Raw genomic sequence first — 25,863 nt, 5'->3', positions numbered from 1 at the left:
GATGGCAAGATACAAGTCTTTCCTTTATAGTCACTGGTCAATTGTCATTAGGCAATAGTTTTGTTTTATCAGACGCTTATTGTTGGGAGATGGCGCCGATGCGTTTGATGTAGATGTTAAGCTTTATGTGAATTGTTTCTAATTGATGGATGAATGCGGAAAATATCTCTTCGGTTATCAGGTTTCTTGTTTTTGCTTTATTTAACCAGCTTTTGGTTTCAAGGGTAGAACCGCGACTGAAATAGCAAAAGTTCTCGTTCTCTTTAAAGTGATACCTTCCGAAGCCTTCTGCAATGTTGGCACCAATAGAGTCGGCAGACCGGGTGAGTTGTTTTCCGATAGTGTCCTTTGCGAAATAATCCCATTGAATAACTATTTGCCAAATATCATTAGAGAAAGTTTCAGCCAAATTGTAAACCTCCAATTCCTCCAACCGGTTAGCCATGCAAAATAATAATCTTAAAAGTTACCAACTCGCTTATCATAAAATGACCCTAATGCCAAAATGACTTGATGCGGAGAATTGAAAATAACCCAATGACAAAAATGACCCAATGCCCCAATTAAAAATGACTCAATGACAAAATACCTAAACCGCCACCGCGCCCTTAATGTGCGGCCAGGCCTCATAGTTCTCTAAAGTGAAATCTTCGTACCTGAAACTGAAAATGTCTTTCACCTCCGGATTGATGCGCATGGTGGGCAGCGGCTTTGGCTCGCGGGTGAGTTGCAGGTTGGCCTGCTCCAGGTGGTTGTTGTAAATGTGCGCGTCGCCAAAGGTGTGGACGAAATCGCCGAGATGGAGGTCGCATACCTGTGCCACCATCATTGTGAGCAGCGCGTACGAGGCAATGTTGAAAGGTACGCCCAAAAATATATCGGCACTGCGCTGATACAACTGGCACGAGAGCTTGCCCTTGGTTTCGCCTTTGCTTGTATCGGCAGGCTCCACGTAAAACTGGAAGAGGCTGTGACAAGGGGGCAGGGCCATCTGGTTAACATCGGCCACGTTCCATGCCGAAACTATAATGCGGCGCGAATCCGGATTGGTTTTGAGCTGGTGGATGATCTGGCTGATCTGGTCGATATGGCCGCCATCGGGTTTTGGCCACGAGCGCCATTGGTAACCGTACACCGGGCCGAGGTTGCCGTCGGCATCGGCCCATTCGTCCCATATACGCACGCCGTTATCTTTAAGATACTGAATATTGGTATCGCCGGTTAAAAACCATATCAGCTCATGGATGATCGATTTCAGGTGCAATTTTTTGGTGGTCACCATCGGGAAGCCCTCCTTCAGGTTAAAACGCATCTGGTAGCCAAATACGCTGATGGTACCCGTGCCGGTGCGGTCGTGCTTTTGGGCTCCGTTTTCCATCACATGGCGCATCAGGTCTAAATATTGTTTCATTTTGTTGAATTAGAAATTTGGGGCGATGTAGCGAACAAGTTTGTTGCCGAATGAGCAGATGGTAATAGCGTGTTTCAAAAATTACCCACCCATTCGCCCAGCTAACAATTCACTAAACCATATTTTTCAGCCACAAAGAAAAATAATCTATTTTTGGTATCCTAACCGATGTGCAAAAATACAACGGTTGTTAATCATTTCTATGGTCACATTTCCTAATGCAAAAATAAACATCGGCCTCAATATTATCCAGCGCCGTGCCGATGGCTACCACAACCTCGAAACAGTTTTTTACCCCATCAACATAAAAGACGCGCTCGAAATTTTGCCGGCCGATAAATTGAGCTTTCAATCTTCGGGTATCGATATCCCCGGCCGCATGGAAGACAATCTTTGCATCAAGGGCTACCACCTCATCAAACGGGACTACGATTTGCCGCCCGTAAAAATTCACCTCCACAAAAACATCCCGATAGGCGCGGGGCTTGGAGGGGGCTCAGCCGACGCGGCATTTTTCATCAAATTACTCAATCAGACTTTTGCGCTCGATTTAACTATTGAGCAAATGACGGACTATGCCCGGCAGCTCGGTGCCGACTGTGCTTTCTTCATTGAGAGCAAACCAGTGTATGCTTTTGGAAAAGGGGATGAATTTTTGGCTTTAAATCTTGACCTCTCGCGGCATAAAATAGTATTGGTAATGCCGGAAGCTCATGTGTCTACCGGAGAGGCTTACAGGGGCGTAAAAGCGGCTCCAGCGCAAGGTGTGCTCCGCGAGCAAATTTTGGAGCCCATCAGTGAGTGGAGGCACAACATTAAAAATGATTTTGAAAATTCGGTGTTCAGGAACCACCCGGTGATAAGAGGGGTGAAGGCGGCGCTGTACGAGGCGGGTGCTTTGTATGCAAGCATGAGCGGGAGCGGGGCTTCGGTTTTTGGCATCTTCAATGAAACACCCGATCTGTCGGTTTTAGAAAAAACAAACCGGGTGTTTTATAACGTTTAAATTCCGGCGTCGTCATCCACGCCACCACCCACGCCTTCGGCCCAGTCGGTATCGCCCTTGCCTTTTGCAACGGCCGTTAAAAGACGGTTGTGCACCAGTGTTGCCAGGGGCATCGGCGCGTTGCTTTTTTGCGATAACGCAAAGGCCAGGCGGGCATCTTTAAATCCAAGTTTTGTTTTAAAACCTACGGGCTGGTATTGCTTGTTGGCAATCAGTTTTCCGTAGTTGTTAAATATCGGCGAATTGAAAATAGTTGAGCCAAAAAAGTCCGCCACCTGGGTACGGTCGAGCCCGTTCTTTTCGGCCAATGTAAAGGCCTCTGCCATCATCTCCATTGATGCCATGATCATGAAGTTGCCGGTTATCTTTACCACGTTGGCGCTGCCCACACCCTCACCAAAATCAACCACGCCCTGCCCCAAATTTTCGAGCACCGGTTTAGCCCTTTCTTTTAGTGCCGCGTTGCCCGAAACACAGATCCATAATTTCTTCGCGGCAGCTGCTTCCGGTCGCCCAAAAACAGGGGAGGCGAGGTAGTGGTTACCGGCCTTGTCGTGCAGCTTTTTCAGCGCCTCGGCGGCATCCGGTGAGATGGTGCTCATGGAGATGTGCAGCGCGTTTTTCGGCAGCGTTTTCAGGATGCCGTCAGCGCCGGCCACTGCCTCAATCAGGATGTCGTCTTCGGGTAGCATGGTTACCACAAAATCAACATCGGCGGCTGCCTCGGCAGGGGTTTTGCAAACGGTGATTTTTGATTGATCAAGGGCGGAGGCTTTGTCGGCCGTACGGTTATACACTTGCAGGTGGTAGCCTGCCTCTATTAAATTTTTGGCCATGGGTAGGCCCATGTTGCCAAGGCCAATAAAGCCAATTTTATTTTCCATAAATATTAATTGATGTAGTCTCTGTCTTCGTCACTTAGTGTATCGGATTTGTCTTTGTTGAGTGCGTTGTCGTGATAGGCCTCAATATCGTACTTGGCTTTTTTAGGCCTGCCAACTATTACTCCTAATATAAAGGCCACCACGGCCACGCCGCTCAGCACAACCAGTTTTGAAATGTAGGTGGTGGTGAAAAGAATGGTGAACGGAACCTCATTATTGTTTTGCATGATCACCACGGTAAGCAGCACGGTGATCACGATAGCGACGATGGTTTTAAAACTCATGATGTGTTTAGTTTATGTAAGTAACCAATATCCGCAATTTATGTGTTTATAAAAAATGCGATTGGCGACAGGGGTTATTTGTGTCTCCTCATATCTCCCCGCAATTTGTCGACCTGAAAAATGTCCCGCCAAAATTTCAATGCTGCCACCCGGATTTTTTGCCGCTGTTTTTAAGGTTCAATATTTGGGTATGTTGATTTGATGTTCTGGTCCTGTTCAGAAGTTTCAAGGATAGAAGCAAGTCGTTTTTAATGCCTGAGATTTTGCTGCCACTGATCAAAAATCCTGCGCCCGTAACGGTGCGAAAATTCAAAAATTTCGTGTAGCTGTATACAGACAGCGGCACTGGTTCAATTTTTGAAAATTCCTGAAGTAATACTTCATTACACTATTACTTCCATGGTAACAGATTTATATTGTGTGTATTTTTACTGCATTTAATCTTCATAAAGTTTTCATATTAAGTTTTATAAATTGTTTATTTTAAGTTAAAAATATACAATGCTAATATTATTAGCATTTTGATGTTTTAGATAAATTCAATTTGTTAAATTCTTTATTTACGTAAATTTTATAAGTGTCTGATTTTTAAAAATATATTTACATCATATAAATTGATATTTTATTTTTATTTTCTGTTTTATTCTTAAATAACAGGTAATTGAGGTGTGGCTATGTTTGTTTGCTATAGTACACTAAGTAATTTTATGAAAATTCGCTGGTTGCGACGGAGGTGCGCGAAACGGTATAAAGTATGCCTGAAAACAAGGGTGGCTTAAAAGGGCTTAAAATGGCCTTAAACGAGAAGGGGAAATCTCATCCCCTATCCGGGGATGAGCATGAATACTGTATGGATATTATCAGGAAACCGGTAAGAAAAATAACGAATTAACGCGCAGCTTTACGGCGTGAAATTTCCTTCTGTACGAGCGGAAACAGGAAGATGGTAGACAGTATTAGGATGGCTCCGGCCCAAAAACCTGGCGTCATTTTCTTCATATCGCCGAAAAAAACAAAGGCCATAACGATGCCGTAAACCGGCTCAAGGTTGGTGATGAGTGCTACCTTGAATGCCGAAAGTTCGCGCATAACAGATACGCCGGCAACGTACGCGAGCGATGTGCAGATGGTGCCAAGGATGAACAAATAGCCCATGTCGGCGGTGTTTAGGTACATGCTTTTATTGAAGCCTGATGTACAAAGCATGTAGATACTGATCCATACAAAGGCTCCCGAAAGCTCATAAAAAGCGATAACGGGAGGCGTATTCTTTTGCACCTGGCGCGAGTTGATAATAGAAAAAAGGCTGGCAAAAAGCGCGCTCACAAGCCCGGTGATGATACCCTTAGTGTAATGACTTTCAAATTTAAATATCAGTAGTATCCCGGTAATGATGAGCAAGCCGGCTACTATCTCCAGTTTTGAGATGGCCTTTTTATTGATAATGGGCTCCAGTATCGCGGTAAATAAAGTGATGGATGAAAGGCAAACCAGCGTGATAGAAACGGTAGAAAACTTGATGGAAGCAAAGAATAATATCCAGTGTCCGCCCACTAAAGCACCCGTAAAAAGCAGCGTTAACAGCGTCTTTTTATCAACCCTGAAAGCCGTTTTGTTAAACTTGAAATACAGGAATAACGAGGCCGCAGCGATGAGTACACGGTACCAAACAAGCGGTATAGCCGATATGGAAATTAACGCCCCAAGGATGCCTGTAAAGCCCCAGATGAACACGGTAAAATGCAGTATCAGCAGGTTCTTATTCAGCGTTGCTTCGGTGCTTTTTTCAGCCATTTATTTAGGCGCTTTTAGTAGTAAATAATAGCCCACAATACCGAAAGTAACGTTAGGTATTGACACCGCAATGAGCGGCGACATGCCCCCTTTTACGGCAAAAACCCAGGCAAATTTATCTACTACGATGTATGTAAAACACAAGAAAATTCCTATCCCCAGCGGCAATCCTATACCCCCGCGTACCTTCCTGGAGGAGATGGAAACGCCCATTAAAGTGAGTACGTAGGTGGATAACGGATAGATAAAACGGCGGTATTTTTCGAATAAAATTTCGGTTAAAACTTCGGGGCGGCGCAGCTTTTCTTTCTCAATATTTTGGTTAATTTCGGAGAGCGGCATGGCCGTATATTCGTTATCTATCTTCACAAAATCCGACGGGTGCATGTCTAAAACTGTGTCCATTTTGGAGTTTCTTTCCACCCATTTTTCCTTCAATCCGTCCACATATTTTATCTTCGGATACATGATAGACCATACCTTTTTTACGGTATCAAACACGATCTGGTCGGCCGTTAATTTCTCCCTCAGCACATCGCCGTCGTATTTTTCGAGGATGAATTTATAGCCCGTTTTTACCACCTTATCGTAGTTTTGGAGGTACACAAAAGTGTGTTTATCTATCTGCATGTGCACCTCGCTTTTGGTCGGATCGTCGTTTCCGTTGAAGCCGTTTTCGTTTTCAAAGGTGATTTTTATCCTGTTTGTATACGGTATAAGGTACACGTTGGCGTATAACGAAACCATAAATATCAGCGTGGCCGATATAAAATAAGGCCTTAAAAAGCGGTTAAAACTGGCCTTGCTACTCAGTATAGGTACTATCTCGGTTTGGTTAGCCATCTTGGCGGTGAAGAAAATTACCGCCAAAAAGTTGATCAGCGGCGATAGCATATTCATATAAAAGGGGATAAATCCGCCATAATATTCTACCGCTATTTCACTTACCGACCGGCCCGATTGCAGGAAGTTATCAATGTGCTCGGATATATCGAACACAACGGTAATCACCACAAATATCATGAGCGTGAACACAAAGGTGCCCAGGTATTTACCCATTATATAGCGGTCAATTACCTTAAAGTAACTGTGATATAGTTTTTTCATTTATATTTTTTGCCCAAGGCGCTTAACCATGGTGTTCTTCCAGTCGTAAAAATCGCCTGCAATTATCTTTTCACGGGCCTGTTTTACCAGCCATAAATAGAAATGCAGGTTATGCAGCGTAGCTATCTGCGCCCCCAATATCTCACCCGAATGGATGAGGTGGCGTAAATAGGCTTTTGTATACACTTTATCGGCAAACAGGTCACTATCGGCCTCAATCGGCGAAAAATCGTTCTTCCATTTTTCGTTTTTGATGTTGATAATACCATCTTTTGTAAAAAGCATACCGTTGCGCGCGTTACGTGTAGGCATTACGCAATCAAACATATCAATGCCTAAAGCTATATTTTCCAATATGTTAACCGGTGTGCCTACACCCATTAAATAACGTGGTTTTTGCTCCGGTAATATATTACACACAATTTCTGTCATGGCATACATTTCTTCGGCCGGTTCACCTACCGAAAGACCGCCAATAGCGTTACCCTCACGCTCAAAAGAAGCGATTACCTCTGCCGACCGCACCCGCAAATCTTTATATACAGAGCCCTGTACTATCGGGAAAAGGGTTTGGCTGTAGCCATATTTAGGCTCGGTGGTGTCAAATCTGTCGCAGCAGCGCTTCAACCAGCGGTGCGTCATCTCGATAGAATTTTTCGCGTAACGATAATCGCAGGGGTAGGGCGTGCACTCATCAAAGGCCATAATAATATCGGCGCCAATAACGCGCTGAATATCCATCACATTTTCGGGCGTAAACAGGTGTTTTGAGCCATCAATATGCGACCGAAAAGTAACGCCTTCCTCCTTTATTTTACGCACTTCGGTAAGCGAATACACCTGGTAGCCGCCGCTATCGGTCAATATAGGGCCTTCCCAACCGTTAAATTTATGCAAACCACCTGCCTGCTCAATGGTGTTTAAGCCCGGGCGCAGGTATAAATGGTAGGTATTACCTAATATAATTTCTGCCTTAATATCGTCCTTTAATTCATGCTGATGAACTGCTTTTACTGTGCCGGCAGTGCCTACAGGCATAAAAATAGGGGTTTGTATGGTGCCGTGGTCGGTGGTAATTTCACCCGCACGTGCCTTGGATAATTTATCCTGTGCTGTTAAATTGAATTTCATTATAAGTGGGCAAAATTAACAAATAACTACATACTAATTATTTGTTTATTTTTAAGGTACATTAAGTATAATTATCGCTGATTTTTAACAATTTTGCAGCTATATTATTTTTGTTTGGAAACATATATACAACAGGCTCTATTTCTTCTTTTTCAGGTATGTTTTATAAGTCAGCTTTATTACCTGGTTGGCATTCACAGCAAGCTGGCAAGCTACAAACCGCTACCCGATCTTTTACCCGTAAACATCCCCGTATCGGTAATTATTGCAGCCCGCAATGAAGTGGCCAATTTGCGGTACAATCTGGTACAAATATTAACGCAAAATTATCCTGATTTTGAGGTAGTAGTAGTGAACGATTGCTCTACCGATGGCTCCGATATGCTGCTTTTAGAGATGCAGGCCACCTATCCTAACCTTAAAGTGGTAACCATTACCGAGCATCAGCGCTATAAAACCGGGAAAAAATTTGCCCTTACATTGGGGATAAAAGCGGCAAAAAACGAACATTTAATATTTACCGATGCTGATTGCACCCCCGCTACCGACAATTGGATAGCCCGCATGATGGCTAACTTTACCGGCAGCACACAAATTATTTTAGGATTTTCGCCATATAATAAAACCGGAAACTTTTTAAATCCGTTTATAAGGTTTGAAACGGTGAAGACAGCCATAAGCTACTTGTCATCAGCGTTGAAAGCTGACCCGTATATGGGTGTTGGTCGTAATTTGGCTTACACTAAAACATTGTTTTTCAGCAATAAAGGCTTTGCCTCGCACATGCATGTATTGCCCGGAGATGATGACCTGTTTGTTAACGAAAACGCGACCCCTGATAACACCACTATTGAAATACATCCTGATGCTTTTGTGTTTACCGATGCCAAAACGAGTTTAGGCGGCTGGTTCAGGCAAAAGAAACGCCACATGGGCGTAGGTAAGCTGTATAAAAGTAAGCACCGCCGTATGCTAAGCTGGGATGCGGTAAGCGGCTTTCTTTTTTATACCTTATTAATATTGTGTTTTGTGTTTAAGTTTGAACCATTACTGGCATTAGGTTTGTATTTGTTTAGACTTATGACGCAAATTTTAATCTATAGTAAAATTTTTAAAACTCTTAACGCAAAAGATTTGTTATTCTATTTGCCGGTGTTTGATGTGATATATTATGTTTATCTGAATGTTTTTGGATTGGTTGGAACCTTTATTAAAACAACCCAATGGAAGTAAATACTAATTTTACCGAAAACGCGAAGAACGACTTCCACCTTGTGGTTAAAGCAAGGCAAGGCGACCAAAAAGCGTATGCTGACCTGATGGTAAGGTACAAGGATTCTATCTATTTTATGATCCTGAAAATGGTGAATAACAAGGAAGATGCCATGGATTTAATGGTTGAAACCTTTGCCAAAGCTTTTGAAAAGCTGGATAAATACCAGCCCGATTATGCGTTTAGCACCTGGTTATTCAGGGTAGCTACCAATAATTGTATCGATTTTATCCGCAAAAAGAAGCTAAATACCATGTCAATCCATGGTATGACGGATGAGGACGGCGACGAAATTCCGCTGCAAATTAAGGCAGATGTACTTAACCCGGAAGAAACATCTATCAAAAAACAACAAACAAAAGAGTTAAAAACACTGATAGAAGGCCTGCCTTTACGCTACCGCAACCTCATTACGCTGCGTTATTTTGATGAGTTATCATACGAAGAAATAGCCACCCAGCTCGACCTGCCTTTGGGGACAGTGAAGGCGCAATTGTTTAGGGCGAGGTACCTTCTTGGTAACATCATTAACCGTTTTAACAGGGATGACATCTGATATTATAACTAAGTATTTTCCGGATCTGACAGCGAAGCAACTGCAACAATTTGAGCAATTGCCCGCACTTTATACACACTGGAACAGCCAGATCAACGTAATTTCGCGCAAAGATATTGATCAATTATACGAGCGGCATGTACTCCATTCGTTAGGTATAGCCAAAGTTATGGCCTTTAAACCCGGCGAAAAAGTGCTGGATGTAGGCACCGGCGGCGGCTTCCCGGGCATCCCTTTGGCCATATTATTCCCCGAAACACAGTTTCATCTGGTTGATTCTATCGGTAAAAAAATCAAGGTAGTAACTGAAGTAGCCAAGGCAATTGGCCTCCAAAACCTGAAGGCATCGCACTCGCGTGCCGAAGAAGTTGACGATAAATTCGACTTTGTAGTATCGCGCGCAGTTACCCGTTTAAAGGAGTTTTATCCGTGGGTAAAGGGCAAATTCAGCAAGCAATCAAACAATGCTTTAGCTAACGGGATACTATATTTAAAGGGGGGAGATCTTGAACAGGAAATTGCCGAATCGGGTTTAGCCGTTCAGCAATACCACCTCAATCAATTTTTTGATGAGGAGTTTTTTGACACCAAGCAGGTTATCTATGTAAAAGCTTAAGCTTATTTTGCATAGGCAACTATCACTACTTCATCCAGATAGGCCGATTTATTTTCCAGCGGACCGTCTTGTTTGTATTTTCCATCAGCGTATGATAATGCGAATGATACAGGTAATTGATAAGTGCCCGGCCCATTAGGGAACTTGTCTGTATAGGCTTTTACACACCTAACCACCTCATTACCCAAGCCGCCGCTTGCACCTTTTACAAGGCTTACGCCGCTTATTTGGTTATCGTTATTTACAGTAATACTTACTATAACCCTGCCGGCTATATCTTTATTGCGGGCTTCTGCCGGATAACGTACATTTTTGCCTATATAGCTGTAAAACTGTTGTATTGGTGATTTTACAACTTGCACAGTATCAGATATTCTTATAGCCTGAAAAGTGCCTTTTTGAGCGACTGAAGCATTTTGCGCGATCATTTTTTGTTGCGATACGGCCTTGTCTGATACTATTGGCTCATCTATCCTGATCTCAACATTCTTAAGTGCTTTTGCTGATTTTGCGTTAGCTTTCACCGGATCAAGCTTGATGTTCAATACTTTAGGCGGAGGAAATTTTACCACTTTTACTTGCTGCGGCGTACCGGTTTTAGCGTCGGCCTTTACAATTGGCGGTGGAAATTTCACCACCTGTACTTTTGGCGGTGTACCTTTTTTATCATCGGCTTTTACAATAGGCGGCGGAAACTTTACCACCTTCACTACAGGTGGCGGCGGGGTAGGTTTGATTTTGATATCCACTACTTTAGGTGCCAACGGTACAGTATCGGCCGGCATGCGCGCTTGTGATACCGAGGGCGCTGCTTTTGCAGGCAACACATCAACCCATCCGTAGGTTTTGCTGAACGCCAGTGTTGATGCGCACAGCATGCCTGCACCAAGCGGCACAGCTATCAGGAACTTTAGCCTGGCTAATTTTCCCGAACGTTTTTGGTTTAACATAATGATCCTCTTTTTTAGTAAGTTATAATTGAAAAATGAATGTGTTACCGATGAGCCGCTCAGTCCGTAAGCATTATTGAGCAGGAAGGACGAGTAGGCGAGGGCATCGCCATTATACGCGGCCGCTTTCTCATCGGCAATGTATTCGTGTACCGATTTCAGGCTGTTTTGCAGTACATACAGCAATGGGTTGAACCAGTTTAAAGCCTTCAATATCTCCACAAACAGGATATCCCAGGAGTGTTTTTGACCGATATGCGCCAGTTCGTGCCGGATAATGGTATCAATTTCGGGCGTGTTTTTGCCTATAAAAAGGTAGCTGAAAAACGAAAAAGCCGTGTTATCATCATCCACATAAACCACTTTATAGTTGCCCTCAACTGTATAAGTTTTGCTTTTTATCAGCCTGAAAAGCTTGTAAACTTTAAAGCTGAACAGGCAAAAACACACCGCCGCGCCTGCTATATACAGGTAAAAAAGTGCCTGCTGCCAGGTGAAGGCACTGGCCTTGATAGCTACTTTTGGGGTGTTGCCCGAGGGAATGATCAGCACTATTTGCTCTACCGTTTCTACCGGTTTCAGGTATCCCAGTTGTAAAAATGGGATAACAAAAGCGAGTATGCAGGTGGTGAGCAGGTAGGCCCGGTTAAGGTTATAATGAGTATCCTTACTTAAAAACAGGAAGTAGCCCACATAAAATATGCTCAGGTAAAGGTTAGCTTCTAACAGATAATGCAGCCAATTCATAGGTTTATTTGTTTAATTGGTTTGTAAAAAGCGGGTGATAGGGTTTAGGTATTTACAAGTATCTTGCTATAAATAATGGTTTGATACAGGCCGGATCGTTTTTGATTTCGCTATCCAATACCGATATATCTTTTACACCATTAATATTAAATAGCACCGGCAGCAGGTAATGATCTGCCTTAGGTAATTGCCATTTATATTGTTTTACTGCTTTAATTACTTCTTCGTCAAGCCCATAGCCAAGTCCCTTAACTAACGATACTTGAGCGATTTGGTTATTGCTATTCAGGCTTATTTTTACCGTTACATATCCGGTTGTTTTGTTGCCAAGTGCCTCGGGCGTGTATTTTACGGCAGATGAAACTTGCTTATATAGTTCATTAAAACCGTCATCTGCACTGTTATTTGAATAAGCCGCCACCGATGAAACATTGGATATCGATCTTTTTGCAGACACAGAAGTGGGTGTAATTGATTCGGAAAATAGCGCTGGCGATACAGACGTTGAGCCATATTTCGGCTTTGGTGCCACGTTATTCGGAAGGGGTTTTGGCTCATTTTCTATAGCAACAGGCTTGTTAGCAGTGATTTTTACAGGTGCAACGGCGGTATTCCGTTTCTTGTTTTTAAGTACAGGGTTTCTTTTATTGGGTTGATTAGTTGCTGTAGAAGGGCTAATGTATTTTACAACCCGGGTGGGCGAAACGTCCTTAAGTTTACTGTTTTGCAGCCGGATGGTATCCTGCGCCATCAAATTGACGTAGCCGTAATTTTTACTGAAAGCCATGGTTGATGAGCAAAGCATGCCTGCACACAAAGGCAAAACCAACAAATATTTTAGCTTAGCCAGCTTTCCCGAACGCTCTTGATGTAGCATAGTGATCCTCTTTTTTAACAGTTTATAATTAAATATGGAGTGCGTTAACGAGTTGCCGCTGATGCCGTAAGCGTTATTCAGCAGGAAAGATGAATACGAAATAGTATCGGTTTCGGCGGCAATAGTTTGCTCATCGGCAATGTATTCGTGCTGGGATTTCAGGCTGTTTTGCAGCAAATAGATCAAAGGGTTAAACCAGTTTATAGCCTTTATTATTTCTGAAATAACAATATCTATCGAGTGTTTTTGCCTGATGTGCACCAGTTCGTGCCTTATAATAGCGGCTGTTTCTGCATCATTTTTATTAATGAAAAGGTAATTGAAAAACGAAAAAGCGGTGTTGGTGTCGCCTATATATACAAGTTGATGATCAGTCTTTTTAACAGGTTTTTGCTGTAATATCAGCTTGCGTATTTTTATTAGTTTGATGCTAAATAGCAGGAGGGAAGTAGTGAGTCCCGCCATATAGATGATGATAACGCTGTTTTGCCAGGTGAAAAAACTGTCGGCGTTTGCTGCTTGTGCGGTAACAGGAGTTAATGCTATAGTGGTATAAGTACCCTGCATAACCGGGCTGATATTATTCATTAATACTACCGGTTTCAGATAGCCTACCTGTAAAAAAGGGATAATAAAAGCCAGTACGCAAGCGCCTAAAAGATAAGCGCGGTTAAGACTGTAGTGCGTATCTTTACTCAAAAACAATAAGTAACCAAGGTAAAATACGCTCAGGTACAGGTTTGCTTCTAACAGGTAGTGCAGCCAGCTCATTTCTTTTCGTTTTTAAGTTTTTCAATCAGGGCCGATAATTCATCCAGTTCATTGATGCCTATTTTGCGGTTATCGGCAATAAAAGATACCAGGCTTTTGTAGGAGTTATCAAAGTAATTGCTCATCATTTTGTTGAAAGTGAACTTCTTATATTCTTCTTCGCTGATGAGCGGAAAATATACGTGCGAGTTACCGTAAGCTTTATGATCTATAAATCCTTTTCCTTCCAGCACCCGCACCACGGTTGATACGGTATTATAAGCAGGGCGCGGATCGGGCATTCTTTCTAATATCTCTTTTACAATGGCTTCGTTTAACTGCCACAGTATCTGCATTATTTGCTCTTCGGCTTTGGTAAGTTCCTTGATATTCATAGTAAACTATTTTTATAGTTAAACAAACGTACAACTATTTTTATAGTTTGCAAACTATTTTTATAGTTTTTTATTTATTGCTAATAATATTAGGATTTTGTATACTTTAGTCGCACTGATTAAAATATGTCGTTACTACACCAAATAGCTTTATCACTCGTAAAAAATATAGGCCCGGCAAGGGCTAAATTGATGCTCGTGCGCTTTGGCGATGCTCAAAAAATATTTCAAACTCCCGAAGAAAAATTCCTGTCCATACCCGGACTTATCGATAAAAGGGCGATAAGACAAAGCCTCGACGATGCCTTGCGCAAGGCCGAAGAGGAGTTGAAGTACGTGGAGAAGAACAATATCGACGTGATATTTTATAACGATGCTCGCTACCCAAACCGTCTTAAAAACTGTAACGATTCGCCGATATTGTTATATAGCAGGGGCAATGCCGACCTTAACAGCCGCCGTGTGATCAGTATTGTGGGTACCCGCAACGCTACCGATTATGGTAAACAATTATGCCACCAGCTAATTGAAGAGTTGCAGCAGCACAATGTTTTAATAGTAAGCGGTTTAGCTTTAGGGATTGATGTTTGCGCTCATCGCGAAGCACTGAAATTTGACATGCCCACAGTTGGTGTGCTTGGGCATGGGTTAGACAGGTTATACCCACACCAAAACCGTGCTACAGCAGATAAGATGCTGGAGAATGGTGGTTTACTCAGCGAATATACTTCGGGTACAAAGCCTGATCGGGAGAATTTCCCGGCGCGGAACCGTATTGTTGCAGGCATGGCCGATGCTACTGTGGTGATTGAAGCCAGCCTGAAAGGCGGCGCGCTGATCACGGCCGAAATCGCTAATTCATATAACCGTGATGTTTACGCTTTTCCCGGCAGGTTGGGCGATGAGTATTCGGAAGGTTGTAACTTCCTGATCCGTAATAATAAAGCCGCCCTGCTTACCTGTGTGGCCGATTTGGCTTATAGCCTGGGTTGGGAGAGGGATGCCAATGCCAAACCGGCTAAAGAACAATGGACGCTGCCTTTAGATATGACGAAGGATGAACGCAGCATATTCGATATTTTACAGCAAAACAATGGCCCCTTAGCCATTGACGAGCTTACCCTGAAGACAAATATGCCCGTAAGCCTGCTGGCCATGAACCTGCTAAATATGGAAATGCAGGGTTATATTACCTCGTTACCGGGTAAGGTTTACCGTATTGGTTAAAGCTTTGGCGAATCAAAATGTACCAGTTTGCCCACGTTTTCGGTAATGGTAGCCCAGCTATCATCCTGAAAAACAAGCAGCGCTATACCACATGTATCCATTTCTCTCGGTTCGCCGCTCAGGTAATATAGTATCTGGCTGATACCGGGATTATGACCCACTAAAGCGACAAATTCATACTGATCGGGCAGTTCGTTGATCACTTTTAACAGCGTTTTTTCCGAAGCGTCGTAAATTGCTTTGTCGGTAATAGGTTCCGGTCGTGATAAATGTTCTGAAAAAATATTGGCTGTTGAAAGGGTTCGCAGCGCCGGGCTCGATACAATTACCTGTGGTACAAGCGAGAGGCTGTCAATACGGGCTGCCATTACAGCGGCATCACGCACACCGGAATGCGTTAATGGTCTTTCATAATCCTCAAAACCACTCTCGTGCGTGGCTTTAGCATGGCGTATTAGTAATAATTTTTTCATGGGATGAGGCAAAAAAAAGGAGAAGATCGCTCCTCTCCATTTAACTTTAATAATATTGTTTTGTTTTGATCATTTTAGAAAGTATAACCTACCGATAAACTCAGCGTACGTGTTTTAGGACTGATATTTATATCGGCATCTGGTTGTTGAGCCTGGCTGCTGTTATAAGGCTGAATATTGCATAAACCGAGATCATAACTCGCGTTTACAGAGAAGCCCGTCCAGAATTTAAAGCCCACTAAGGCAGTCGCTCCGTAATCGGTTGATCGTACGGTACTTTCCTCTGGATTATTGCCAAATATTACTTTTTGATCGAAACTGGTAGTTTCAGACATTCCTTCCGCGATAATTGTAGCAGAGCCTTTTTGCCTGCCCGAAAGACCAACAGCGATGTAAGGACCTGCACCAAAAAATAAGTGGTTATCGCCTACAGGCATGGTATAAACCAAATTAACAGGGAGTTGCAGATAGTATAGCGATAATTTTTCGGTGGCAACTGTAGCTAAATTGAAACCTTCTGCTTCAATATTAACGGCGTAAGCAAAAGAACCACCTTTACCGGTATACAATAAGGCGGGTTGTAAGGATAACTCTTTGGTGAATTTTATATCGGCAAAAAAACCGATATGGAAAGATGTTAAGGACTTAGTTGAGCTTGATACCTGGCCCGGAACCGAAAAACCACTAAGATCTGTTTTGATACTCGCCTGGTTTAAACCGGCTTTTATGCCAAAGGTAGTAGGTGTTTCATCTTCATAAACCTGAGCGAACGTTGTAAAAGAAGCTGCCGCGAGGCAAATAGTAAGTAAAGTTTTTTTCATGTATGTGATAACGCTTTGTGTGCCTAAAGATAATTAATTCAACGCTTTATAGAAAGGCTGTTGAGTAATTATAACATAAGCTTAATAAGAAAATAGCGCGATTATTTACACGGGCTTACTTTGCGGAATTGATAAAGCCCACGATAGGCTCTTCGGGCATATCATTCATACATTTAAAATGGCCAAGCGGGCATTGGGCCAAACCAAATTTTGAGCATGGGCGGCAGGAAATATCAACACCGGCTACCATGGCATCGTGTACCATATAGGGTTGTACACCCAATAATTCGGGTACTGTACCACCCCATATAGAGGCTATCGGTTTGTTAAATGCTTCGGCAATGTGGGTGAGGCCGGTATCAAAACCAACCACGCTTTTCGCTTTCGAAACCAGGAAAACAGATTGATCTAAACTGGTAATTCCGCAGGCATTGTGTACCTTTTTACCTAAGGCTGTAGCTATAATATCCCCATTTTCTTTAACATCATTACCACCTAATAACAGCACCGGGCCATCAATTTCGCGGCAAATATTGATGATCTTTTGGTTTGGTAACCGCTTGGTGAAGTGCGTTGCGCCTATCACAAAGGCTACATAACCCTTGGCGAAAGCAGGGGGAAGGAGGTCTTTCAACTGGTGTTCTTCCTTAATATAATAATCAATAGGTGCCAGATCATTACTTACGCCTAAAAATTTCACGGTTTCGAGGTAACGATCTACCAGGTGAGTTGGGGGCACCAGCTTTACATGAAACTTAAGACTGAGCCATTTACGTATCGTCTGCTTTTTATAGGTAGACGATCTGATACCGGTACGAAATTTAATAATAGCCGTACGCAGATTATTATGAAGATCGATAATGAGGTCGTATCGTTCTGTCTTTATCTGCTCTATTGTTGCCGATAAGGTATCCTGCAACAGCAGCAGTTTATCAACATAAGGATTGTTATCGTATATATATTTGAAGGCGGGTTTGGTTAAAAAATGGACTTCGGCATTAGGTAATTGCTTTTTGAGGCATCGTACAACCGGGGTTGTATAAATGATGTCGCCCATGGAGCTAAAGCGGATTACCAATATCTTCATTTTATAACCCTCAGTATCAGATCTGTTTTTTTATGCGTTCGATGATCTTTGTCGACGAATATCCTTCTACAAAAGTAATGGTTTTTACTTCGCCGCCTGCTGCTATCACTTCTTTGGCACCAACAATATTGTCAACGGTATAATCAGCACCCTTTATTAATACATTGGGCATTAGGTTGGTAATCAGGTTTAAAGGAGTATCTTCCTCAAATACGATCACCGCGTCCACAAAAAATAGGGCGGCCAGTATAGCCGCACGACTGCTTTGATCATTCACCGGGCGGCTTTCGCCTTTTATACGTTTTACCGAGCTATCTGCATTCAGCCCGATCACCAGTTTATCACCTTCTTCGGCGGCTTTAGCCAGGTAAGTAATATGGCCGATGTGCAGCAAATCGAACACGCCGTTAGTAAAAACAACCTTTTTGCCTTCGTTTTTCCAGTTATCTATGATGGCTTTTCCGCTTTCCTGATCGCGTATTTTGGTGAGCAGGGTATTTTCAAGGTCGGTTCTCATCGCTTAAAATAAATCATCAACAGCCTTACACATAATATGGCCTATTAAAATATGCATTTCCTGTATGCGCGCGGTAACGTCAGATGGCACTACGATATTAAGATCGCACAAGCCGTTCATTTTACCACCATCACGACCGGATAACCCCAGTGTTTGGCAGCCGTATTCCCTTGCGGTATCAAATGCGTTCAGTATCCCCTGGCTGTTGCCGCTGGTTGATATACCTATAAAAAGGTCGCCGGGTCGGGCAAAACCCTCTACCTGGCGGGCAAAAACACGGTCGTAACCGTAGTCATTAGCAATAGCTGTAATAGCCGAAGTATCAACAGTTAACGCTATACCGGGTAATGATTTTCGCTCTTTAACGAACCTCCCGGTAAGCTCGGCCGCTATATGTTGCGCGTCAGACGCGCTTCCGCCGTTCCCGGCTATCAGCACCTTGTTGCCTTTACTTAAAGTAGATGTCATCATTTCGCAGGCCTGTTCAATTGCAGGTGTAAGCGAATCAATTACCTTTTGTATCGTTTTTTGGTGTTCAATAAGTTCCTGGATAACCATAATTTATTGTTGTGTGGTTATATGGTCAATAATTTCGTTGATTGTGGTGGTGGCGCTGCCTATTTGTTTAATAACAATAGCCGCCGCATGGTTGGCCAGTTCGCAGGCTTCATCAATAGCCAAACCCGATGCCATAAAATAAGCGATAGTGGCCAAAACGGTGTCACCGGCACCGGTTACGTCAAATACCGATGTAGCCTTAACAGGAAGTAATTTATAAGTAAGCTCACTCAATATTACCATGCCCTCTTCAGATAAAGTAACCACCAGGTATTCGGTATTGGTTTCTGAAAATATCACTTTTGCCGCTTGTTGCAAGTCATCAATGGTATTGATATTTGCAGTTTTTGCAGCTTCAGAAAGCTCTTTACGATTAGGCTTTATCAAATAAGCGCCTTTATATTTTGAATAATCAAGTCCTTTTGGGTCGATAATTACTTTTTTTTGCTGCGCGTTTGCGGCTTTAATAATACGCTGAGTAAGCTGCGGACTAAATAATCCTTTGTTATAATCGGACAGGATAATGATATCCGCCTCGCTGATAGATGGCGAAAGTTTATCCAGCAGTTCATCTTCTAAAGAAGCATCAAGGCTATTGGTTACCTCGCGGTCAACCCTTATCATTTGATGGCTGCCTACCAGCACACGTGTTTTTACGGTAGTGGGTCTGCTATTATCTTCAACAACAGCATCTGTTGAGACACCATCTTCTGCTAAAATTTCTTTTAACCGGGTGCCGTAAATATCATTGCCAACTACACCCGCTACCTGTACACTGGCACCTAACGCTACCAGATTTTGTACTACGTTACCGGCACCGCCAAGGGTGGTAGTTTCATTTTTTACATTTACTATAGGTACGGGCGCCTCCGGCGACAGCCTGCTGGCACTGCCTGTAATATAGTGATCTATCATCAGGTCGCCAATTACCAGTATATTGGGTTGCGTGCCTTTTAATTGTATTTCCTGTGCTTTTTGTTTAAGCATTCTTAATTTATATTAGCTATTAGCCGACCTTTTACGATCGAAAAAATCTGTAATTTGTTGCAATGATAACGCATTTAAACACTTTTCTTTATACAAGCCGCCTTTACGGGCAACATGTATACCATAATGCATATCTAAAAAGCCTTCGTTACGGTGCGCATCGGGGTTAACGGATAGCCAAACGCCCTTATCTAAAGCGTATTTGTGCCAGCGCCAGTCGAGGTCGAGCCTTAGCGGATTGGCGTTTATTTCAATAACCACATTATTGGCGGCGCAGGCATCTATCACCTTTTTATGATCAAAGCTGTAACCTTTGCGGCTCAATAACAGCCTGCCGGTAGGATGCCCCAATATGGTAGTATATGGATTTTCAATTGCTTTTATCAGGCGGATGGTCGCTTTTTCGTCGTCCATTTTTAGGTTGGAGTGTACCGATGCCACAATAAAATCAAACTTTTTAAGGATCTCGTCCGGGTAATCCAATGATCCATCGCTCAAAATATCCGATTCAATCCCTTTAAAAATACGGAAACCATCAAGCTTTTTATTCAGATGCTCTACTTCTTCGTGTTGTTGCAATACACGTTCTATACTTAAGCCCTTGGCGTATACCGCGGTTTTACTGTGATCGCAAATGCCTAAATATTCCAGTTTCAGGCTATCGCGACAATAGATGGCCATTTCTTCCAGCGTGTTTACACCGTCGCTCCAGGTACTGTGGTTATGCAGTGTGCCTTTCAAATCGGCGTAATCTATCAGATCGGGCAGTTCATCTTTCGCGGCTTTCTCAATATAAGCAGTTCCCTCGCGCAGTTCCGGCGGAATCCAGCTAAGGCCTGCCTTTTTATAGATCATCTCCTCGCTTTCAGGCTGATCCAGTTTTTCGGGTATCCTGTCTAAAACGGCTTGCACATGCTCATCATCACCGGTGCTTAAAAACAATTGCAGGTAATACTCCTGTTTTTCAATACAGGTAATATCAACCAATAAACCATTGCTTAATTCGCCGGTAACGTGATGGTCAACCACGGCAGTGTTCTTTAATATTTCCGATTGCAACAGGGTAGTAATAGCCAGTTGCTTATCATTAGTACCCAGCACAATATTAAGTTCGGTAATAATCTCGCTGTAACGGCGAAACTCACCCGAAAAATGCTTTAAAGCCTCCGGGAAGGTCGCTTTAATTTCATCCATTAATTCTTTGGCTTCGGGCTCAACCTGCGCGTACAGGAACTTGCCGTTATTCGCCATCCTGAATTCTATTGCCTTGCGGATCTCTTCCTGGGTTTTAAGGCCGAAACCTTTGGCCTCAATAAGGCGGTTTTCGTTGCAGGCGTAGTATAGTTCGCCGGTATTTTCAATGCCGAGGTCTTTCCAAATAATGGCTACTTTTTTAGGGCCGATACCTTTAATCCCCATCATTTCCACCACACCTTCGGGCGTAACGGCCAGTATCTCCTGTAGTTCGGCGAGGGTGCCTGTTTCCTGCAACTCTATTATTTTGGCGGCTATGCTTTTACCTATACCATCAACTTTTTCAAGCTCTTCAAAAGATTTGCCTGCAACCTGAAAAGGCAGTTTATCCACCTTGAAAGCCGCGTTGGCAATCGAGCGGATCTTAAACTGGTTAACATCGTGCAGTTCCATCAGTTGCGAAAGTAAACGCAGCGTACGGGATATAGGTTTATTTTCCATATAGAATCAAGGGTGCAAAAATACAAAAGCCGCATGTAATGGGCGGCTTTTGTTAACAATTAAATGTGTTAATAGTTATGGCGGGCTTGTTTATATTTAATAATTGCATGTAATTTTAAAGGGAATACCAAAAGGTAATTATTTACCCTCTAAAAATATCAATGAAATATCTGCATCTTTTTGCCGCGCTGCTACTGGTTCAACCGGCCATGGCGCAAACTAAACTGCCTGTTATAAAGGCGACTTCCAAATCTGTTGCCATAAATGACGGCGGCTTCCTCGATAAAAACGCGTGGTCGCTTTCGCCTAAGATACGGCCCGATGTTTATACAGCCGACCGTACACGCAAAGCAAAATGGGTTACATTTTATACCAATATTGATTCGATAAGGGTTAAGGTGAAACCGGGCACTAAGTTCAACTTTGTAGTATTGTTAAACGGGAAAGATTCCTGCTACACCCAAATTACCAGCGCCATACCTGCCGAAAATAAACAGCAAAAAAGCATTGTTCGGCACGATACTATTCCGTTTACGCTTACCGCGTACAATACCATACAGGTGAAAACGGTATTCAACAACACCGATACCTTAAACTTCCATTTTGATGCAAGTTCTTTTGATTTCCGCTTAACGCGCGATGCTATCCTTAAAAAAACAAACTTGCTAACTAACCAGGCCGATGTATCAGCCGGTAAAGCAAAGCCCGATTACAATAACCTGAAAAAGGTAGGCAAGCTGCAAATGGGCACTATGGTGTGGACCGATCAGGAAATTGTGCCTACTACTTTCACGGCTCATGAGATGGATGGCCGCTTTGGCTGGAATTTGTTTGAAGGTAAGCAGGTAGAACTCGATTACGACAAAAACTTGATGATCATCCACTCAAAATTGCCCGAAACCAAGGGCTATGTTAAATCGAAACTGGAGTTTATACGGTCGTTTGTAAGCGCGGCAGCAACTTTAAAAGTAGGGGATAAGCAGTATGCGGGCAAGTTTTTGTTTGATAACGGTTCCGATCAGGCACTGATTTTGGATGGTAACTGGATGAAAGGCCAGGGTGTCCCGGCTGATATGAAGGTGATCAAATCATCCATGCTTACCGATCCGCGGGGCGTAAAATACGAGATCAAACTGGTAGAGATACCACTGTTAAGCTTTAGTGGTTTCAATTTGACTAATGTCCCTGCTTATGTATTGAGCAATAAAAACCCGGTAGGTTTCGAGATCAACTATTTTGGCAACGACTTTTTGAAACGTTTTAACGTCATCTTCGATTTTAAAAATGATAACCTCTACCTAAAGCCGAACAAGTTAATGGGCGTAAAATACCGGGAAAGCTCGTGATAACAAGTGGTGTATAAATACAAAAAGCCGCCTTTAATGGGCGGCTTTTTGGTATATAATAATGTATAATTATTTTATGCTGATGTTATATGGCAAACGCGCCTGCGGTATGCGCATCATTTTGGTTACCTTTTTAATTTGATCGTAATACTGGTAATTATCGCCCAGTTCTGATTGTAAAATGCGGGTTTTTACCTCTGCGGTAAAGCCCGAACCTAATTGTTTCAACTTGCTTTCCTGCTCCGGATAGTTTACAATTTTATAGTTTTTTAGCTTGGCCATTTTCGCTGCTGATTTAACCGCGTCGTGGATATTGCCCAGGCGGTCAACCAAGCCAATCTTTAACGCCTGCGACCCTGTCCATACACGGCCCTGGCCAATACTGTTAATATAATCCTGCGTTTTATGGCGACCATCGGCCACTACTTTGGTAAATACATCATAACCGTGGTTCACCTGGTTTTGTAATATGGCGCGTTCGGCAGGGGTAAGGGGGCGGCTGATATCACCCAAATCGGCATACTGACCGGTTTTTACACCATCGAAAGTTACGCCCAGCTTATCGTTAAAAAACTTCTGCATGTTGGGCAATACCGCGAAAATACCTATAGAACCTGTAATAGTATTTGGTTCGGCAAAGATAGAATCGGCCGCACATGAGATATAATAACCGCCTGACGCAGCTACATCGCCCATAGAAACTATCACCGGTTTCACCTTTTTGGTAAGGGCAACCTCACGCCAGATCACATCAGACGCCAGCGAACTGCCCCCCGGTGAATTTACACGCAATACTATCGCTTTTACCTTTTTATCTAAACGCGCGGTACGCAGGGCTTTTGATAATTTTTCAGAGCCGATACTGTTATCGTCGCCATCACCGCCCGAAATTTCGCCCGAGGCGTATATCATGGCAATGCGCGAACTTGAACTGCCGCTCTCTTCATCCTTGGTTTCAGATGTTGAGTTGGTGTATTCCGAAATTTCTATAGTTTTAAGATCGTCATCCAAATCAACCCCGGTACGTTTTTTCAGGTCGTTTAATACCTCGTCTTTATATTTAAGGCCGTCAACCAGTTTATATTTCAACGCGTCCTGCGGATATTGTATGCTCATTCTGTTGGCATAGTTAAACAAAGAATCTTTGCTTACGTTACGCGATTTGCTTACACCGGCAAGGAAATGATCATACAACGAACCCAAATATGAACTTACCTGTAAACGGTTGGCATCGCTCATTTTGGTAAGTACCAATGGCTCAACAGCGCTTTTAAAGGTGCCCACTTTTATAATTTGTGCCTCAATGCCCAGTTTATCAAGCGCGCCTTTATAGAAGGTAACTTCAGAACTAAAGCCGCCAAATTCAAAATAACCGTTAGGGTTTACATAAACCTTATCAGCTACCGATGCCAGGTAGTAAAAGCCCTGTGTGTATACTTCGCTGTAAGCGATAATAAATTTACCCGATTTTTTAAAGTCGATCAGCGCGTTGCGGATCTCTTCGGTAGTGGCCTGGCCCGATTGCATATAGCTTTCGTTAAGGTAAATACCTTTTATATTACTGTCGGTTTTAGCTTTTTTAATGTTGGTGAGGATATCGTTAAGACCGATGGGTTTATCTTTATCGAAACCCAAAATACCCAAATCAGCAAGCGGATTGTTGGGGGTACGTTCGGTGATGGGATTTTTAAATTCAAGTGTTAATATCGAATTATTTTCAACCTGTGGTTTTTGATCGCCGGCCGATGATACGATAGCGATGATTAACACAACGCCCAGCACACCTATCAATATAAACCCTACAATGGTAGCCAGTACAAATTTGAAGAATTGTTTCATTAAATATTATAAATCGTTATATATGCAAACTTAGTAATTCGATGCCGTATAATGTTAAGAGCCACGGTAATAATATTTGTTACAACATGATAGACGTTTTTTTGCTGTTGGGTACCAATTTAGGTGAGCGCGAAATGTATTTGCAGCAGGCTGTTGAGCATATAGTGCAGGAAGTTGGGCCGGTAATAAAGGTGTCGTCGGTATATGAAACGCAATCGTGGGGTAAAACAGATGAGCCGGATTATCTTAACCAGGTGATTTTACTGCAAACAGAACTACCGCCTTTGGCGTTACTAACGCGGGTATTGCATATTGAAAGTATACTGGGCAGGGTACGAAAAGAGCGGTGGGGAGCACGGGTTATTGATATTGATGTGCTATTTTATGGCGACCAGGTAATTAACGAACCGCAATTGCAGGTACCGCATCCCCGCTTGCACGAAAGGCGGTTTACGCTGGAACCACTGGCCGAAATAGCGCCGGAGTTAATTCATCCGGTACTGAATAACAATGTATTAAGTATCAAAAATGCTTTGAAAGATACATTGATAGTAAAAAAATTATAGATTTGAGTTTTGAAACCTTTTATATGTCAAGTATTTCACCTAACCAGGACCTGGACCTTTCCTTTTTGTACGAAATTGCTGATGGCAGCGATGAGTTTATAGTGGAGTCGATAGCCATGTTCCTGCAACAAACACCTGAATTACTGGAATCAATAAGTACTGCTATTGACGCTAAAGACTGGCAGGCTACCGCCGCCGCCGCGCACAAACTGAAACCCAACCTTGGATTTTTCGGGATGCCCAACAGCCAGGCACTTTTACAGGATGTGGAAATACTAAGTAAAGGCGGCGCGCAAAACCCCGCGGAAGTAGTAGAAAAGTTTGAACAGGTACAGCAATTACTCGCCGAAAACCTCATTACACTGGAGCAAATTAAACAAGAAAAAGAAGCGGGTTTGTAGATAATAAGCTTGGAAGCTTTATAAAAAACCGCGTCATTGAGAATTTTAATTCTCTTGGACTTTGAAAGTAAAATGACGGTGGCTCACACCCACTTTCCACTGTCATGCTGAGGAACGAAGCATCTATCGCAGATAAGCATAGCGAAGAAGATTCTTCACTGCGTTCAGAATGACAGTTTTTTTTAACACGTCATGGATAGGAACGAAGTAATCTCTACTTATGTTTTGTTTGTGCTGGGATTAACGTTAGTCTGCTCATTGCCGCAGGGGCTATTACTTTTGTAGCCACAAAAGGTAACAAAAAGGCTTGTCCAGCAAAAGGCTTCTTTCGCACGAGGCCTTCCCTGCAAACCGTGCAGAACTTGGGGCTGGAACTTTTGCCCCACCGCTCATTTCCCCACCCTCATACAACAAGTTCGCTATGCCCGCCTTTGCGCTCATGGCACACCACAGTTCTGCCCGCTTTCGCCTGAAGCTGTTTGCTGACGACTGGTTGCTGTCGCGAGTTTAGCATAGCGTAACTCGTGACGCACGCATGGCGTAAGCTTTCAGCTTACTAATTGAA

26 protein-coding genes are annotated in these 25,863 nt (G+C 43.0%); 8 read left to right on the top strand and 18 right to left on the bottom strand.

All coding sequences use genetic code 11. The features are described 5' to 3' along the window. Positions 1-76 precede the first annotated feature (76 nt). Both AC07NA_RS25950 and AC07NA_RS25945 read right to left on the bottom strand, forming a co-directional pair. Positions 77-445 (bottom strand): four helix bundle protein, encoded by a 369-nt coding sequence (locus tag AC07NA_RS25950; RefSeq protein WP_494900961.1) that lies wholly within the window; start codon positions 443-445, stop codon positions 77-79. 144 nt (positions 446-589) lie between these two features. After that, on the bottom strand, positions 590-1,411 hold the full coding sequence (locus AC07NA_RS25945) for a thymidylate synthase (RefSeq protein WP_494900959.1): 822 nt from the start codon (positions 1,409-1,411) through the stop codon (positions 590-592). Positions 1,412-1,613: 202 nt separating this feature from the next. Here AC07NA_RS25945 and ispE point away from each other — a divergent pair, with 202 nt between their 5' ends. Beyond that, positions 1,614-2,417 carry a 4-(cytidine 5'-diphospho)-2-C-methyl-D-erythritol kinase gene (gene ispE / locus AC07NA_RS25940; RefSeq protein WP_494900957.1) on the top strand — a complete coding sequence of 268 codons (804 nt, stop codon included), beginning with the start codon at positions 1,614-1,616 and terminating at the stop codon, positions 2,415-2,417. On the opposite strand, the gene AC07NA_RS25935 is transcribed toward ispE, so the two are convergent. The 5 genes from AC07NA_RS25935 to tgt form a co-directional block, all read right to left on the bottom strand. Then, on the bottom strand, positions 2,414-3,301 hold the full coding sequence (locus AC07NA_RS25935; RefSeq protein WP_494900955.1) for an NAD(P)-dependent oxidoreductase: 888 nt from the start codon (positions 3,299-3,301) through the stop codon (positions 2,414-2,416). The two genes, ispE and AC07NA_RS25935, sit on opposite strands and share 4 nt — an antisense overlap. Before the next feature lie 5 nt (positions 3,302-3,306). Next, positions 3,307-3,585, bottom strand: a complete 279-nt coding sequence (locus AC07NA_RS25930) for a hypothetical protein (RefSeq protein WP_494900953.1) — start codon at positions 3,583-3,585, stop codon at positions 3,307-3,309. 888 nt (positions 3,586-4,473) lie between these two features. Next, positions 4,474-5,379, bottom strand: a complete 906-nt coding sequence (locus AC07NA_RS25925; RefSeq protein ID WP_494900951.1) for a DMT family transporter — start codon at positions 5,377-5,379, stop codon at positions 4,474-4,476. Next, the gene (locus AC07NA_RS25920) at positions 5,380-6,486 is read right to left on the bottom strand and encodes an LptF/LptG family permease (protein ID WP_345214129.1); all 1,107 of its coding nucleotides are present in this window, start codon (positions 6,484-6,486) and stop codon (positions 5,380-5,382) included. After that, positions 6,487-7,617 (bottom strand): tRNA guanosine(34) transglycosylase Tgt, encoded by a 1,131-nt coding sequence (gene tgt, locus AC07NA_RS25915; protein ID WP_494900949.1) that lies wholly within the window; start codon positions 7,615-7,617, stop codon positions 6,487-6,489. It abuts the gene before it with no gap. Between the two features lie 114 nt (positions 7,618-7,731). On the opposite strand from tgt, the gene AC07NA_RS25910 reads away from it, so the two are divergent. From AC07NA_RS25910 to rsmG, 3 genes are read left to right on the top strand one after another with little or no spacing between them, the layout of a single operon-like run. Then, on the top strand, positions 7,732-8,850 hold the full coding sequence (locus tag AC07NA_RS25910) for a glycosyltransferase (RefSeq protein WP_494900947.1): 1,119 nt from the start codon (positions 7,732-7,734) through the stop codon (positions 8,848-8,850). Next, positions 8,841-9,446, top strand: a complete 606-nt coding sequence (locus AC07NA_RS25905; protein ID WP_345214132.1) for an RNA polymerase sigma factor — start codon at positions 8,841-8,843, stop codon at positions 9,444-9,446. The genes AC07NA_RS25910 and AC07NA_RS25905 overlap by 10 nt, the downstream gene beginning before the upstream one ends. Beyond that, entirely contained in the window at positions 9,436-10,062 is a 627-nt protein-coding gene (gene rsmG / locus AC07NA_RS25900) for a 16S rRNA (guanine(527)-N(7))-methyltransferase RsmG (RefSeq protein WP_494900944.1), read from the top strand. Before AC07NA_RS25905 ends, rsmG begins: the two co-directional genes overlap by 11 nt. Positions 10,063-10,064: 2 nt before the next feature. Here the strand turns inward: rsmG and AC07NA_RS25895 are convergent, their stop codons facing one another. Genes AC07NA_RS25895 through AC07NA_RS25885 form a run of 3 tightly spaced genes read right to left on the bottom strand, consistent with a single transcriptional unit; the run spans position 10,065 to position 13,781 of the window. Next, positions 10,065-11,759 carry a TonB family protein gene (locus AC07NA_RS25895; RefSeq protein WP_494900942.1) on the bottom strand — a complete coding sequence of 565 codons (1,695 nt, stop codon included), beginning with the start codon at positions 11,757-11,759 and terminating at the stop codon, positions 10,065-10,067. A 52-nt stretch (positions 11,760-11,811) separates the two neighbouring features. Next, positions 11,812-13,407, bottom strand: coding sequence for a M56 family metallopeptidase (locus tag AC07NA_RS25890; protein ID WP_494900940.1), 1,596 nt, complete (start codon positions 13,405-13,407; stop codon positions 11,812-11,814). Beyond that, complete coding sequence (locus tag AC07NA_RS25885) at positions 13,404-13,781, bottom strand: BlaI/MecI/CopY family transcriptional regulator (RefSeq protein ID WP_345214135.1); 378 nt, start codon at positions 13,779-13,781, stop codon at positions 13,404-13,406. Before AC07NA_RS25885 ends, AC07NA_RS25890 begins: the two co-directional genes overlap by 4 nt. A gap of 126 nt (positions 13,782-13,907) precedes the next feature. Here AC07NA_RS25885 and dprA point away from each other — a divergent pair, with 126 nt between their 5' ends. Further along, a complete protein-coding gene (dprA, locus tag AC07NA_RS25880) occupies positions 13,908-15,008 on the top strand; it encodes a DNA-processing protein DprA (protein ID WP_345214136.1) in 1,101 nt (366 codons plus the stop codon). Here dprA and AC07NA_RS25875 read toward each other — a convergent pair. From AC07NA_RS25875 to AC07NA_RS25845, 7 genes are all read right to left on the bottom strand, one after another. After that, on the bottom strand, positions 15,005-15,481 hold the full coding sequence (locus tag AC07NA_RS25875) for a SixA phosphatase family protein (RefSeq protein ID WP_494900939.1): 477 nt from the start codon (positions 15,479-15,481) through the stop codon (positions 15,005-15,007). The two genes, dprA and AC07NA_RS25875, sit on opposite strands and share 4 nt — an antisense overlap. A gap of 74 nt (positions 15,482-15,555) precedes the next feature. Then, entirely contained in the window at positions 15,556-16,302 is a 747-nt protein-coding gene (locus tag AC07NA_RS25870) for a porin family protein (RefSeq protein ID WP_494900938.1), read from the bottom strand. Positions 16,303-16,417: 115 nt separating this feature from the next. Continuing rightward, on the bottom strand, positions 16,418-17,389 hold the full coding sequence (locus AC07NA_RS25865) for a glycosyltransferase family 9 protein (RefSeq protein WP_494900936.1): 972 nt from the start codon (positions 17,387-17,389) through the stop codon (positions 16,418-16,420). Between the two features lie 16 nt (positions 17,390-17,405). Continuing rightward, positions 17,406-17,906, bottom strand: coding sequence for a D-glycero-beta-D-manno-heptose 1-phosphate adenylyltransferase (gene rfaE2, locus AC07NA_RS25860; protein ID WP_494900935.1), 501 nt, complete (start codon positions 17,904-17,906; stop codon positions 17,406-17,408). Positions 17,907-17,909: 3 nt separating this feature from the next. Then, positions 17,910-18,464 (bottom strand): D-sedoheptulose 7-phosphate isomerase, encoded by a 555-nt coding sequence (locus AC07NA_RS25855; RefSeq protein WP_494900934.1) that lies wholly within the window; start codon positions 18,462-18,464, stop codon positions 17,910-17,912. Between the two features lie 3 nt (positions 18,465-18,467). Beyond that, a complete protein-coding gene (rfaE1, locus tag AC07NA_RS25850; protein ID WP_494900932.1) occupies positions 18,468-19,451 on the bottom strand; it encodes a D-glycero-beta-D-manno-heptose-7-phosphate kinase in 984 nt (327 codons plus the stop codon). A gap of 12 nt (positions 19,452-19,463) precedes the next feature. Beyond that, complete coding sequence (locus AC07NA_RS25845; protein WP_494900930.1) at positions 19,464-21,146, bottom strand: helix-hairpin-helix domain-containing protein; 1,683 nt, start codon at positions 21,144-21,146, stop codon at positions 19,464-19,466. A 161-nt stretch (positions 21,147-21,307) separates the two neighbouring features. Between AC07NA_RS25845 and AC07NA_RS25840 the strand changes: the two genes are divergently transcribed. Next, positions 21,308-22,492, top strand: a complete 1,185-nt coding sequence (locus tag AC07NA_RS25840; protein WP_494900928.1) for a hypothetical protein — start codon at positions 21,308-21,310, stop codon at positions 22,490-22,492. A 69-nt stretch (positions 22,493-22,561) separates the two neighbouring features. Here the strand turns inward: AC07NA_RS25840 and sppA are convergent, their stop codons facing one another. Next, the gene (gene sppA, locus AC07NA_RS25835) at positions 22,562-24,331 is read right to left on the bottom strand and encodes a signal peptide peptidase SppA (RefSeq protein WP_494900926.1); all 1,770 of its coding nucleotides are present in this window, start codon (positions 24,329-24,331) and stop codon (positions 22,562-22,564) included. An 86-nt stretch (positions 24,332-24,417) separates the two neighbouring features. On the opposite strand from sppA, the gene folK reads away from it, so the two are divergent. Together folK and AC07NA_RS25825 are read left to right on the top strand one after the other, a co-directional pair. After that, entirely contained in the window at positions 24,418-24,897 is a 480-nt protein-coding gene (folK, locus tag AC07NA_RS25830; protein WP_494900924.1) for a 2-amino-4-hydroxy-6-hydroxymethyldihydropteridine diphosphokinase, read from the top strand. 23 nt (positions 24,898-24,920) lie between these two features. Further along, positions 24,921-25,298 carry an Hpt domain-containing protein gene (locus tag AC07NA_RS25825; RefSeq protein WP_494900922.1) on the top strand — a complete coding sequence of 126 codons (378 nt, stop codon included), beginning with the start codon at positions 24,921-24,923 and terminating at the stop codon, positions 25,296-25,298. The last annotated feature ends 565 nt before the right edge of the window (positions 25,299-25,863 follow it).

The organism is Mucilaginibacter sp. GW821-FHT07G05 (genome assembly GCF_059418565.1).
Note: the sequence above shows the minus strand (reverse complement) of the source record. Positions and strands in the feature narration are given on the sequence as shown.